Genomic DNA, 12,826 nt, shown 5'->3' with positions numbered 1-12,826 from the left:
GAGACTAGCCCCGCCGGTGCGGGTTCCCCCGTCGCTAGAGCAGGGAGAGCTGTTCGGCGGCCGGTGCGGGCGGCGGGGTCTCGGGCAGCCGGCGATTGTCGCCGGTCTCGCCGCGGTTCAGCCCGTGTCGGCGTGCCGCCATCCGCACCCGCGCTGTCACCTCCCGCTGGTACGCCTGCGGCGCGTATGAGCCGGCCTGGTAGAGCTGCCGGTAGCGGGGCACCAGGTGGGGGAACTCCCGGGCGAGCCAGCGGGCGTACCACTCCCGGGCACCGGGCCGCAGGTGCAGCGGCAGCGGCGTCACGCTCGCCGCCCCGGAGGCGGCGATCGCCGCGACAGTGGCGTCGATGGACTCCTCGTCGTCGCTGAGGCCGGGCAGGATCGGCGCCATCAGCACGCCGACGGAGAAGCCGGCGTCGGTGAGGGTGCGGACCGCGTCGAGGCGGCGGCGCGGGCTCGGCGTACCAGGCTCGGCCGCCCGCCAGAGCGCCTCGTCGACGAACCCCACCGAGTACGACAGCCCGACCCGTGTCACCTCGGCCGCCTGGCGCAACAGGGGCAGGTCGCGCAGCAGCAGCGTGCCCTTCGTCAGGATGGAGAACGGGTTCGCGAAGTCCCGCAGCGCCTCGATGATCGGCGGCATCAGGCCGTAGCGGCCCTCGGCCCGCTGGTAACAGTCCACGTTGGTGCCCATGGCGACGTGCGCGCCGCGCCAGCGAGGCGCGGCCAGTTCGCGGCGGACCAGCTCACCGGCGTTGACCTTGACGATCACCTTGCGGTCGAAGTCGGCGCCCGGGTCCAGGTCGAGGTAGGTGTGGGTGTTGCGGGCGAAGCAGTTGTGGCTGACCACGCCGTTGGCGATGAAGTCGCCGGTGCCGGTGGTGATGTCCCACAGCGGAAGCTCCAGGCCGAGGTCCTCGACGGCTGTCACCTGGAGCTGCGCCGCGCACTTGAGCGCCATGCCCTCGATCGAGCGCCGGGCGGTGACGGCCGGGTCGGTGAGGTGGAAGAAGCGCAGCCGCTCCGGCAGCCCGCCGGTCAGCCGGAGCTGACGCGCCGCTCCCGGTGCGCCGGGCACGTCGAGCGCCCACCGGAAGTCGAAACGCTCCAGCGCCGCGGCCGCGCGGGCCTGGCTCTCGTCGTCGGCGACGCTGATCCGGAACACGCCCCGGTGGCAGGTGCCGGCGGCGTCGAACATGCCGGCCAGGTAGCCCAGCGCCCAGTCGTCAGTCGTCTCGTCGATCGGCTCGAACAGCCCGGTGACGACGTCGGCCGGGCCGGAAGTGCGTACCACAGTGGTCGTCGCCCGGCGGCCGACCCGGACGACGGTGGCCCGCTCGACGGTGACCCCCGCGTCGGCCAGATAGCGTTCGGCCCGGTCCAGCGCCTCCGCCTCGGCGGTGGCCAGCCGGAACCGGGTGTCGCGCCGGTGACCGGAGTGGCCGTCGTCGCGGACCAGGGCGTGCAGGTAGCCGCGGCGGTAGTCGGCCGAGCGCTTCGGCGCCACCGCGAACCCGCCGGTGCCCAGCAGGCGGTTGCGGGTGGTCAGGTGCGGACGGCGTCCGCCGCCGCGCATGGTCCCGGTGACGTGCTTCCAGCCGCGTTCGGTGAGGAACCGGTGGTCGCCGCTGGCGACGAGCGTGGTGCCGTCGGCCAGTGTGACCCGGTGGGCCCGCTTCACCGTTGACCACTTGTCGAGCACCGTGGTGACGACGTAGTGGCGGTAGGCGCCGCTGCGCCGGGTGCCGTAGATCCGGTCGCCGGGCTCCAGCTCGCTGATCGCCCTGGTGCGGCCGTCGGCCATCAGGATCGGAGTGTCGCCGCCCAGGCAGTAGACGCAGGCGTGCGAGCAGCCCCGGTAGGGGTTGATCGTCCACTCGAACGGCACGCGCGACCGGCCGGGCACCCGGTTGATGATCGACTTGGCGTGGACCTCGTAGAAGGTCATGCCGGCGAAGCCCGGGGTGTCGAACGTGCGGGCGACGGCGCCGGGCAGCGCCAGCGGCAGGGGTGGAGCCGCCGGCGCCGCCCGATCGGGAGTCCCCTCGTCCGGGGGAGCGGAGAGGTTGTCCCAGCGCATGGGGTTCATTCGAACACGTGTTCGAACAAAGCGCAAGCGAGCCCGCCGCGGTACGGAAACGCCGCCGGCCGGCGCCCGAAGCAGGGCACCGGCCGGCGGCGTGTGGAACGTCAGTGGTTGTGCTCGGCCAGCTTCTTGCGGACGTCGTCCATGTCCAGCGCCTGGACCTGCTCGATGAGGTTCTCCAGCGCCGACTCCGGCAGCGCGCCCGGCTGGGCGAAGACGATCACGCCGTCACGGATCGCCATGATCGTCGGGATGGAGCTGATGTTGAACTTCGCCGCCAGCTCCTGCTGCGCCTCGGTGTCGACCTTGCCGAAGGCGATGTCCGGGTGCTTCTCCGAGGAGCGCTCGTAGACCGGGGCGAAGCGCTTGCACGGGCCGCACCAGTCCGCCCAGAAGTCGAGCAGGACGATCCCGTCGCGCCCGGTCACCTCGTCAAAGTTGGCCGTGGTCAGCTCAACCGTTGCCATTTGCTCTCTCCGATCACCGCGGATTGTCGTACGTCCGGTGGAACCAGGGTCAGTCCGTCCGAATTCCCGCCGCGGGGGTGACGAAACGCTGAGCGCCGGGACGGTGACCCTGAGCACATCGAACACCATCTGTTGGCTCCGTTCGTGCGGAACGCAAATGCACGCCGCACTTGCGTGACGGGACGTGATGGGAGCGTTTCCAAGGAGATCACTCTCAGTTTCCGCTACGTCTCGGTAACTTCGGGCTTGACGAGCATCTATCCGGCCTGCGGAGATCGCTTATCGACCTCGTGTCGGTTACTTTGAGTAGTGTTACGAAAAGGTAAATGTGACCTCCGTCTCTGTCGGCGACGGGTGGTCGTACGGCAGAATTCTTCGCATCAGAGCGTGGGCGGCGGGTGCCGGGGAGGGCCCCGCCGCTCATTGCGTCCGGACCTCGGTGGCCCCCGGTGTGACATTTCCGCCGGGCGAGCGCCCCGCCCCTCGCCTTAACAAGCGATAAGGCATGCTGTGCCGAACTCCATCGCCGCCCGTGAAGGGGACAAGGATGCAGTTCGGCCGCTACTACGAGGAGTTCGAGGTCGGCGCGGTCTACCGGCACTGGCCGGGCAAGACGGTCACCGAGTACGACGACCACCTCTTCTGCCTGCTCACCATGAACCACCACCCGCTGCACATGGACGCGCACTACGCCGAGTCCGCCTCGCAGTTCAAGCGCAACGTGGTGGTCGGCAACTACATCTACTCGCTGCTGCTGGGCATGTCCGTGCCGGACGTCAGCGGCAAGGCGATCGCCAACCTGGAGATCGAGTCGCTGCGGCACGTCGCACCGACGTTCCACGGCGACACCATCTACGGCGAGACGACGGTGCTGGACAAGCGGGAGTCGGCCTCGAAGCCCGACCGCGGCGTGGTCGCGGTCGAGACCCGCGGCTACAACCAGGACGGCACGCTCGTCTGTGTGTTCCGCCGCAAGGTCATGGTCCCCAAGAAGGAGTACGCGGCCGCCGCCGTCCCGGACGGCGTCGACCCGGAGCGTCCCAGCTTCCCCGAGCCGCGCTGACCTCGCGTCCGTCCGGCCACCGGGCCTCGTTCTCCGTTCGGCGGGGACGGGGCCCGGACCTCGTCCGGGGGCATATGCTCGGGCTGGAGGTTCCCATGAGCCACTCCGTAGCCGGAGAGCCGCCTTCCGCCGGTCGCCGTGCCGCACCGCTCACCACCGCCGCCTACTCGGCGGCGGAGTGGGACCTGCTGACCGACCTGCCGGGCCGCGTCCTCGTCGCCGCCGCCTCACCCGGACCCGGGCGCCCGCCGCGTGGCGTCGCCGCCGGTCTGGCCGGCCTGGACGCGGTGGCCGCCGGCCGGGCCTTCGACAGCGATCTCGTCCGCGCCGTGGTGGCCGCCATCTACGCCCGCCACGACGGGACCACCGAGCGGGACGAGCGCCTCACCGACCTGGTCGACCTGCTGGCCGCCGCCCGGGCCGCGGTACGGGTGCTGCGCCGCCGTGCCGACCCGGCCGACTCGGCGGCGTACCGGCAGTGGGTGGAGTCGGTCGCCGCCCGGGTGTGCCGGGCCGGGCAGACTGCGTCGAGCCCCGCCGACACACGCTTCCTCGACCGGCTGGGCGGCGCGCTCGACCTGCGCTGACCGGGGACGCCGTCGGGCCGTACCCTCGGCAACCGTGACCGACGACCAGCTCGACGTGGGTGTGGGGCCGTGGCCCGGTGACCCGCCGGACGACCCGCGCTACGACCCGGAGCTGCTCACCGCCGGGGACCGGCGCAACGTGGTGGACCGCTACCGCTACTGGCGGCGCGAGGCGGTGGTGGCCGACCTGGACCGGCGCCGGCACGACTTCCACGTGGCGATCGAGAACTGGCAGCACGACTTCAACATCGGCACCGTGGTCCGCAACGCCAACGCCTTCCTCGCCGCCGAGGTGCACATCGTCGGGCGGCGGCGGTGGAACCGGCGGGGTGCCATGGTGACCGACCGCTACCAGCACGTCCGGCACCACCCGACGATCGAGGAGTTCGTCGCGTGGGCGCGCGACGAGCGGTTGCCTGTGGTCGGGATCGACAACCTGCCCGGCTCCCGGCCGATGGAGACCGCGGTGCTGCCGCGCCGCTGCGTGCTCCTGTTCGGCCAGGAGGGGCCCGGTCTGTCGGCGGTGGCCCGGTCGGCGTGCGAGGCGCTGTTCTCGATCGCCCAGTACGGCTCGACCCGGTCCATCAACGCGGGCGTGGCCAGCGGCATCGCCATGCACGCCTGGATCCGGTCGTACGCCGGGCCGCCGCCGGACTGAACGCCGCGTGGGTCCACCGCCGGACGGAAATCCCACGTTCGTCGGCCCGCCCCGCTTGACGCCTCGCGGGTCCGGGGTGACGGTGAGGGTGTGACTGTCGCGGTGAGTTGTCCGAAGTGCGCGGGCCCGGTGCGCGAGCCGGATCTGATGCACGCCGAGCACCGGTGCGTGCGCTGCGGCCCGGTCGCGCCGCTGCACGTGCCGGAGCACATCAGTGCCGAGATCATGGCCAGCGTGGTCGAGCGGATGGCCGCCGACCCCGACCCGGCAGGCCGGCTCCGGATGCCGCTGTGGTGCCCGTGGCCGCTCCCGCCGGGCTGGACGCTCACCGGCGTGGCGTGGGCGGGCGACGACCGCGCGGGCGTACGGGCCACGCTCGTCGCCTGCGCCGGTCCGGCCCCCCTGGACGGTGGCCCGGCCGACCTGATCTTCGTCGCCGAGGAACCCGGCGTCGGTCTCGGTTCCCGCTTCGCGGGACTGCCCGGACCCGACCCCGGCCCACAGGTGGAGGAGGCGCTCACCGATCCCGGCCCTGGTCATCCCGAGCGCCTGCCGCACGCGAAGATCCGGGTGGGCGGCCATCCGACTCCACTGTGGCTCGTTCGCTCCGAAACGGATCGAAGCGCGTACGCCGGCGAGGCTCGGGGAATGTGGCTCCATGCGATAGCCTGGCCGGCGAGTGCGGGTCACCTCCTCGCGGAAGAAGTCGTGCTGCACGACCTCACCGAGTGGACACCGCCCGAACTCGTGTACGGCGCACCATCTCCGTACCTGCACGGGCGGGCCTGACCGGCTTGCCACGGCTAGTCGGAGAGCGGACGCAGATATTCACGGTAAGACACCATGCTGATACTCTGGGTGCCGCTGCGGTAAACGGACCCGGCGCCGCGCGAGAGGATGGCCCGCTATGGTCAAGAAGGTCCTCACCTGGGCCGGCATCGCATTCTTGATCTTCTTTGTTGCGTACCGGCCCAACTCCGCCGCCGACGTCTTCAAGTCTCTCGGCGGCGGCATCATGGACATCGCGCAGGGCTTCGGCGACTTCTTCACCAACCTCGTCGCCTAGCCGCCCATGGGAAGCCCCTCCGGTCCACCCTTCGACCCGGACGACCCCGACCGGGCACGCCGGGAGCGCGACACCGAGCCGATCCCCCGGATCGACCCGGACGACCCGGCCGGTTACGGCCCCGGCCCGTACGCGGACGCGGACGACGCCGGTTACGGCAGCGCCTACACCGGTGAGGGGCGGTCCGGCCGGGCCTGGGCGCGTGACCCGGACGGCTTCCCGGACCAGCCGATCTCCGAGGACGAGCTGGCCGGGCTGCGGTCCGACGCCTCCGGCATGGCACCCCGCCGGGTGCTGCCGCTGGAGGACGAGCCCAGCTCGCTCGTGGCGCGTTACCTCTTCCCCACCGAGCGCTACCGGGGCGAGTGGAAGCGGCACTGGATCCACCTCACCACCCCGATCATCGTCGGCGTGGCGGCCACGTTCGTGCTCGGCTACCTCTCCGGCTTCCTCGCCGGGCGGGACGTCGGCGCGTTGACCACCGTCGCCGTGCTGCTCTGGTTCGCCGTGATGGGCTGGGTGGCCTGGAAGGTCGCCGACTGGTGGTACGACCGGTTCATCCTGACCAACAAGCGGGTGATGGTGGTCAACGGGATCATCACCCGGCAGGTCGCGATGATGCCGCTCACCCGGGTCACCGACATGAAGTACGAGCAGAGCCCGACCGGCCGCGCCCTCAACTACGGCACGTTCGTGCTGGAGTCCGCCGGTCAGGAACAGGCACTCCGAGTGATCAAGAACCTGCCCAACCCGAACGAGCTCTACCTGCGCGTGGTCGAGGAGATGTACGAGCCGCAGGCGGTCGAGGCGCGGCTGGGCAAGGAAGCCGACGAGGCCAAGGCCGACGACGGAGCCTGAAACTTTTCGTCCGAACATCGGATGAACTGCACACCTTCCGCCATCGACCCGACCGGGCAGGCCGTGGCATTCTGCCAGGCAGGACGGGGGGAGATGAGTGTGGTGGTGAGCAGAGATCCGCTGGAGGAGGAGTTCCGCGAGTTCGTCGCGGCCCGGTCCGGCGCACTGCTGCGCACCGCGTACCTGCTCGCCGGTGACTGGGCCACCGCCGAGGATCTGCTCCAGACCGCGCTGACCAAGACCTACCTCGCCTGGAAGCGGCTCGGCGGGATCGACGCCATCGAGCCGTACGCCCGCCGGGTCATGGTCAACACGTCCACCAGCTGGTGGCGGCGCCGCTGGCACGGCGAGCGCCCCACCGAGGTGCTGCCGGAGCGCGCCGGCGTCGACGAGATCGAGCAGCAACTCGACCGGGACGCGCTCTGGCGGCACCTCCAGGCGCTGCCGGCCCGGCAGCGCGCCGTGCTGGTGCTGCGCTTCTACGAGGACATGTCCGAGGCGCAGACAGCCGCGCTGCTGGAGATCTCCCCGGGCACGGTCAAGAGCCAGACCTCCCGTGCGCTGAACACGCTGCGCCGCCGGCTCGGCTCCGAGGCGGCCCTGAGCCTGCCCACGCCGGCCGACGCGCCAGCCGCGACCCCGCCTGCCTCGCCCGCCGCAGCCGGCCGATCCGTCCCGCCGGCCCGGGGCGCCGAGCCGACCCGTATCCCGGCGCGGCAGCCCGCCGCCCGGGTGCCGCGACCAGCCCCACCCGCGGCTCCGGTCCGCCCCGCCGTCCCGATCGCGGCGAAGAGCCGATGAGCGGCACCCGGCAGCACGGTGACAACCGGACGGGCAGCCCGGAGCGTCCATTCCCCGTGAGCGACGACGAGCTGGAGCGGGCGCTGCGGGAGACCCTGTCCCGCCGCGTCGAGACGTCCCGCCCGCTGCCCGCCGACCCGGCCGGGGAGATCCTGCGCCGGGCGCGGCGCACGGGCCGGCGGCGCACGCTCACCGGCCTGGCCCTGGCCGGGGTCGCCACCGTTGTCGTCACCACCGGGGTGGCCCAGTTCAGCGCGCCCGGCGGCGACGGCGGCACGCCCACAGTGGTGCTCGGCGACCCGCCCGTCCTCTTCCCGTCCCCGTCGCCCTCCGGGCCGTCCTCGGTCACCCGCTTCGGGCCGGTCCGCGCCGAACTCGACCTGCTCGTCGGTGACCGGCTGGACACCAGCGGCGGTGAACGGCGGCAGCTGACCGGTGTGAGCGGCGTCGAACGGGCGCAGCGGATCCACGAGCAGGAGGGCTGGCTGCTCACCTCGGCGGCCACCGTCGCCGGCCGTACCCTCTGGTGGGTGCCGGTCGGTGGCGCCGCGCCGCAGGTCATGCTCGCAGCCGCGGACGCGGTGGCGATCTCCCCGGACGGCCGCCAGGTCGCCTGGCGGGACGGCACGGACGTGATCGCCGCCGGTGTGGTCGCCGGCCAGCTCATCGCGCCGGTCCGGATCGCCGCGCCGGAGGGCGCCGTGCCGGTCGGCTTCGCCGGCGACACCGTGCTGATCCGGCAGCCCGGCGACGGCGGGATGAGCGTCTGGAACCGCGCGCTGGGCGGACAGCCGGGCCCGGTGAACCCGGCCGTCCGCACCGTCTACGGCACCCGGCCCGACGGCCGGGTGGTCGGCCTGGTCGCCGCCGGCCGGGATCAGCAGCTCTGCCTGGCCCTGCTCGACCCGGCCCGGGACCTCGCCCCGGTGCGTACCGGATGCGGCCTGAAGCTGGCTACCGACGGACTCGGCGCCGTCTCCTTCGACGGCCGGTGGCTGCTCGCGAACGGCACGTCGCGCACCGCCCTCCTGGTGGACCTGGCCGACCCGGCCAGCCCGGTCACCCACCCGGCCGGCCCGGTGCTGGCCGGCGGCGTGGCCTGGACCCGGGGCGGCGTGGCGCTGCACGTGGACGCGAGCGGCGGGCTGGTCCGGGTCAAGCCCGAGCGGGTGCTGGCCGGTGACCGGCCCACGGCCTCGAAGGTCGAAGGGCTGGCGCCGGAGGACCGCCCGGTGGTGGTGGCCGACGTCCCCACGGTGCCGGACGGGGCGTAGCGTCGGGCGGGTGAGCGTCCCCGCCCGCATCGACCTGCATACCCACTCCACCGCCAGCGACGGCACCCTGACGCCCGCCGAACTGGTCCGGGCCGCCGCCGAGGCCGGGCTCGACGTGGTGGCACTCACCGACCACGACACCACCGCGGGCTGGGCGCCCGCCGTCGCCGCCCTGCCGCCCGGCCTCACCCTGATCCGCGGCGCGGAGATCTCCTGCCGGTGGTTCGGCGCCGAACCGGCGATCCCGCTGCACCTGCTCGCGTACCTGTTCGACCCGGCCGAGCCGCACCTGGCCGCGGAACTGGCCCGGGTCCGCCGGGCCCGCGAGGAACGCGGCGAGCGCATCGTCCGGCTGCTCCAGGCCGACGGCATCCCGGTGAGCTGGACGGAGATCCTGGCCGGCGCGGGCGGCGGCACCGTCGGCCGCCCGCACATCGCGCAGGCGCTGATCCGGGCCGGTCTGGTCACCACCACCACCGAGGCGTTCGGGCCGGACTGGCTCGGCGAGCGGTACCGGCTGCCGAAGGACGACATCGAGGTGTTCCAGGCGGTGGCGCTGGTGCGGGCGGCCGGTGGCGTGCCCGTCTTCGCCCACCCGAGGGCCAGCAGGCGCGGCCGGATCGTGCCGGACGAGCTGATCGCGGACCTGGCGGCGGCCGGCCTGGCCGGGCTGGAGGCCGACCACGAGGACCACGACCCGGCCGAGCGCGCGCACGTCCGCGGGCTCGCCGCCGACCTGGGACTGCTGGTCACCGGCTCGTCCGACTTCCACGGCACGCACAAGACGGTCCGGCTCGGCGCGCACACCACCGACCCCGAGGCGTACGAGCGGATCGTCGCGCAGGCCCGCGGGGTGACCCCTGTCGCTTCGAGCTGAAGCGATCCGACGGCACGGCTACCGTGTCCGCGTGGATCTCAAGCTCTTCGGCGAGGTCTTCGTGACCCTGCTGGTGATCGTTGACCCGCCCGGAATGATGCCCATCTTCCTCGCGCTGACCGGGCCGCTGCCCGCGCGCGACCGCAACCGGGCCGCCTGGCAGGCCGTGGCGCTGGCGCTCGGGGTCATCGTGATCTTCGCGGTGGCGGGGCAGACGATCCTGGCGTACCTGCACGTCGACCTGCCCGCCCTCCAGGCGGCGGGCGGCCTGCTGCTGATCCTGGTCGCGCTGGAGTTGCTGACCGGCAAGGCGGACGACCCGAGCAACCAGGTCACCTCCAACATCGCGCTGGTGCCGCTCGGCACCCCGCTGCTGGCCGGGCCGGGCGCCATCGTGGCGACCATGCTGTTCGTGCAGCAGGCCGGCGGCGCCGTCGACTACCTCGCCATCGGGCTCGCCATCGTCGCGGTGATGGTCACCGTCTGGGTGGTGCTGCGCTTCTCCGGGGGGATCGTCAAGGTGCTGCGCCCCGGCGGCATCGAGGTGCTGACCCGGATCGCCGGTCTGCTGCTGGCCGCCATCGCGGTGCAGCTCATCGCCGACGCGATCGCCGCGTTCGTGACCCAGTACCTCAACAACGCCTGAGCGGGTCCGTCCGCTGTCGTACCCGGATGGCAGGATTCTCCGGGTGCGACGACAGTCAGCAGCCAGCGGCTCCAAGGCTCCCCGACCCCGCGCCGAGCAGTCCGAGCAGCTCGGCTTCGAGGGCATGCCGGAACGCCTGTTCGTCTGCACACCGAGCAAGCTCGGCGCGTACGCGGACTGTCCCCGCCGCTACCGCTACGCCTACGTGGACCGGCCCGCGCCGCCCAAGGGCCCGCCGTGGGCGCACAACTCGCTCGGCGCGAGCGTCCACACCGCGCTGAAGAACTGGTACGTGCTGGCCCCCGACCGCCGCCGCCCCGAGGTGCTCGGCACGCTGCTCAAGGGCACCTGGGTCCGCGAGGGCTATCGCGACGACGAGCAGGAGCGCGACGCCTTCCGGCGGGCGCTGACCTGGCTGGAGAGCTACGTGGCGGGCCTCGACCCGGCCGACGAGCCGCTCGGCGTGGAACGGGTGGTCGCGGTCAAGACCGCGGTGCTCGCGTTCAACGGCCGCACCGACCGGATCGACTCGCGTCCCGGCCCGGACGGGCGGCCCGAGCTGGTCATCGTCGACTACAAGACCGGCCGCACCGGGCTCGACGCCGACGACGCGCGCGGCTCGCAGGCGCTCGCGCTCTACGCGTACGCGGCCGAGCGGGTGTTCCGCAAGCCGTGCCGCCGGGTCGAGCTGCACCACCTGCCGACCGGCACCGTCGCCGCGCACGAGCACACGCCGGAGTCCCTGAACCGGCAGCTCACCCGCGCCGAGGACACCGCCCGCGACATCATGGCCGCCGAGCGCGCGGTGGCCGACGGCGCCGACCCCGACGCGGCGTTCCCCACCGAGCCGGGCCCGCGGTGCGGCTGGTGCGACTACCGGCGTACGTGCCCGACCGGCGCGCAGACCCCCGGCAAGGAGCCCTGGTCCGCCGTCGAGCGGTTCGCCGACCCGGAGTGAACGCGGGTCGCCGTCAGGCCGCGGCCAGGCGGGCGGCGCGTTCCTTGGCGGCCTGCTGCAACGGGCCCTCCCGGTAGCGCCGGGGCACCGCGGCCAGCGCCAGCCGCAGCGCCCGCGCGCTCAGGTCCGCCGACAGGGCGGTGGTGGGCAGGCCCAGCCCGCCGTAGAGCCGCAACGCCCACGGCGGCAGCATCCCCAGCGCGGTGGCGGCGATCCCGAAGTACGCCCAGCGCGGCGGACCCAGGTTCAGGCCGACCCGCGCCGGCAGGCTGAGCTTCCACGGGATCGGCGGCGCGGTCAGGAACACCGCGGTCTCGGCCGCCTCCCGGGTCATCCGCAACTGCGGGCGTACGTCCCGGTAGTAGTCGGCCACCTCGGCGGCGGTACCCGGCACGTCGTCCGGGTCCAGCCCGACCAGGGCCGCCGACCGGCGCTGCTCGGTGTAGTAGCCGTCCACCTCGTCGTCGGTGAGCGCCAGCCCGGACCGCCGGGCGGTGCTCACGAACGACTCGACCTCGGTGACGTGCACCCAGCGCAGCAGCTCCGGATCGTCGACGCGGAACTCCTCACCGGTGAACGGGTCGGTGGCGCGCATCCGGGCGTGCCGCGTACGCAGCCGTCGCCCGGCCGCCTCCGCCTCGGCGGTGGTGCCGTAGATCGTCGTTCCCACGTACGTCGCCGTGCGGACCAGCCGCCCCCAGGCGTCGGTGCGGTAGTTGCTGTTCTGGGCGACGCCGGCCATCGCGCGGGGGTGCAGCGCCTGGAGGTAGAGCGAGCGCAGGCCGGCGACGATCAGGATCGGTTCCTCGTGCACCTTCCACGTGACCGATCCCGGACCGAAGAGGCCGAGGTCTTCGGTGTCCACCGATCAAGAGTGCCACGCGCCGTCGTCGGCCGTCCTCGGTGCGGCGGCCAGTCGACGTGCGGCGGTCGTCGGTGCGGCGGTCAGTCGTCGGCGGAGCGGCGGGACTGGCAGGTAGGGCAGAGGCCCCAGAAGGTCACTTCCGCCTCGTCCAGCTCGAAGCCGTGCGCCACGTTCGGGTCCAGGCAGGGGGCGCTGCCGACCGCGCAGTCCACGTCGGCGATCTCCCCGCAGCCCCGGCACACCACGTGGTGGTGGTTGTCGCCGACCCGGGCCTCGTACCGCGCGGGACTGCCGGCCGGCTCGATCCGGCGGGACAGCCCGGCCCGGGACAGGGCGCCGAGGACGTCGTAGACGGCCTGGGTGGAGACCGAGTCGATCCGCCGGCGGACCCGCCGGGTGATCTCGTCGACCTCCAGGTGACCGCCGGCGGAGAGCACGTCCAGCACGGCGAGACGCGGCCGGGTGACCCGTAGGCCCCTCGACCGGAGCAGCTCCTCGCCTGTGGACATGGATCCATGACAGCACGGCTCAGGCGGGCCGACAAGCGAGCGTTGTTCACCCGTGGTCGGGGCCACAGGTGAACCGGCACCGCCGCGCCCGCGTGTATCGAAGAAGACGGC

15 protein-coding genes are annotated in these 12,826 nt (G+C 73.0%); 11 read left to right on the top strand and 4 right to left on the bottom strand.

Annotated elements, in window-relative coordinates; all coding sequences use genetic code 11:
• Window positions 1-34: 34 nt before the first annotated feature.
• Together FB454_RS19500 and trxA are read right to left on the bottom strand one after the other, a co-directional pair.
• Window positions 35-2,080 carry an intein-containing Rv2578c family radical SAM protein gene (locus FB454_RS19500; protein WP_145823271.1) on the bottom strand — a complete coding sequence of 682 codons (2,046 nt, stop codon included), beginning with the start codon at window positions 2,078-2,080 and terminating at the stop codon, window positions 35-37.
• 110 nt (window positions 2,081-2,190) lie between these two features.
• Entirely contained in the window at window positions 2,191-2,553 is a 363-nt protein-coding gene (gene trxA / locus FB454_RS19495) for a thioredoxin (RefSeq protein WP_013283893.1), read from the bottom strand.
• Between the two features lie 547 nt (window positions 2,554-3,100).
• On the opposite strand from trxA, the gene FB454_RS19490 reads away from it, so the two are divergent.
• From FB454_RS19490 to FB454_RS19445, 11 genes are all read left to right on the top strand, one after another.
• On the top strand, window positions 3,101-3,616 hold the full coding sequence (locus FB454_RS19490; protein WP_013283894.1) for a MaoC family dehydratase: 516 nt from the start codon (window positions 3,101-3,103) through the stop codon (window positions 3,614-3,616).
• A 95-nt stretch (window positions 3,617-3,711) separates the two neighbouring features.
• Window positions 3,712-4,203 carry a hypothetical protein gene (locus tag FB454_RS19485; protein ID WP_013473904.1) on the top strand — a complete coding sequence of 164 codons (492 nt, stop codon included), beginning with the start codon at window positions 3,712-3,714 and terminating at the stop codon, window positions 4,201-4,203.
• Between the two features lie 34 nt (window positions 4,204-4,237).
• Window positions 4,238-4,861, top strand: coding sequence for a TrmH family RNA methyltransferase (locus tag FB454_RS19480; RefSeq protein ID WP_013283896.1), 624 nt, complete (start codon window positions 4,238-4,240; stop codon window positions 4,859-4,861).
• 90 nt (window positions 4,862-4,951) lie between these two features.
• The gene (locus FB454_RS19475; RefSeq protein ID WP_316250298.1) at window positions 4,952-5,650 is read left to right on the top strand and encodes a DUF6758 family protein; all 699 of its coding nucleotides are present in this window, start codon (window positions 4,952-4,954) and stop codon (window positions 5,648-5,650) included.
• Between the two features lie 118 nt (window positions 5,651-5,768).
• Window positions 5,769-5,927: a hypothetical protein gene (locus FB454_RS34920; protein ID WP_013283898.1), complete on the top strand. Its 159-nt coding sequence runs from the start codon at window positions 5,769-5,771 to the stop codon at window positions 5,925-5,927.
• Window positions 5,928-5,933: 6 nt separating this feature from the next.
• Window positions 5,934-6,785, top strand: coding sequence for a PH domain-containing protein (locus FB454_RS19470; RefSeq protein ID WP_091330263.1), 852 nt, complete (start codon window positions 5,934-5,936; stop codon window positions 6,783-6,785).
• Window positions 6,786-6,878: 93 nt separating this feature from the next.
• On the top strand, window positions 6,879-7,586 hold the full coding sequence (locus FB454_RS19465; RefSeq protein ID WP_030273628.1) for a SigE family RNA polymerase sigma factor: 708 nt from the start codon (window positions 6,879-6,881) through the stop codon (window positions 7,584-7,586).
• A 56-nt stretch (window positions 7,587-7,642) separates the two neighbouring features.
• Window positions 7,643-8,860, top strand: a complete 1,218-nt coding sequence (locus tag FB454_RS19460) for a hypothetical protein (RefSeq protein ID WP_244879718.1) — start codon at window positions 7,643-7,645, stop codon at window positions 8,858-8,860.
• 10 nt (window positions 8,861-8,870) lie between these two features.
• Window positions 8,871-9,737, top strand: a complete 867-nt coding sequence (locus tag FB454_RS19455) for a PHP domain-containing protein (protein ID WP_071096902.1) — start codon at window positions 8,871-8,873, stop codon at window positions 9,735-9,737.
• A 31-nt stretch (window positions 9,738-9,768) separates the two neighbouring features.
• Window positions 9,769-10,383, top strand: coding sequence for a MarC family protein (locus FB454_RS19450; protein WP_013283903.1), 615 nt, complete (start codon window positions 9,769-9,771; stop codon window positions 10,381-10,383).
• Window positions 10,384-10,507: 124 nt separating this feature from the next.
• Complete coding sequence (locus tag FB454_RS19445; RefSeq protein ID WP_255368351.1) at window positions 10,508-11,341, top strand: RecB family exonuclease; 834 nt, start codon at window positions 10,508-10,510, stop codon at window positions 11,339-11,341.
• A 13-nt stretch (window positions 11,342-11,354) separates the two neighbouring features.
• On the opposite strand, the gene FB454_RS19440 is transcribed toward FB454_RS19445, so the two are convergent.
• A complete protein-coding gene (locus tag FB454_RS19440) occupies window positions 11,355-12,206 on the bottom strand; it encodes an oxygenase MpaB family protein (protein WP_071096899.1) in 852 nt (283 codons plus the stop codon).
• A gap of 80 nt (window positions 12,207-12,286) precedes the next feature.
• On the bottom strand, window positions 12,287-12,715 hold the full coding sequence (locus FB454_RS19435) for a Fur family transcriptional regulator (RefSeq protein WP_013473912.1): 429 nt from the start codon (window positions 12,713-12,715) through the stop codon (window positions 12,287-12,289).
• Between the last annotated feature and the right edge of the window lie 111 nt (window positions 12,716-12,826).

This window comes from Micromonospora sp. CNZ297, from assembly GCF_007827625.1.
This window is presented reverse-complemented; position numbering and strand designations above follow the sequence as displayed.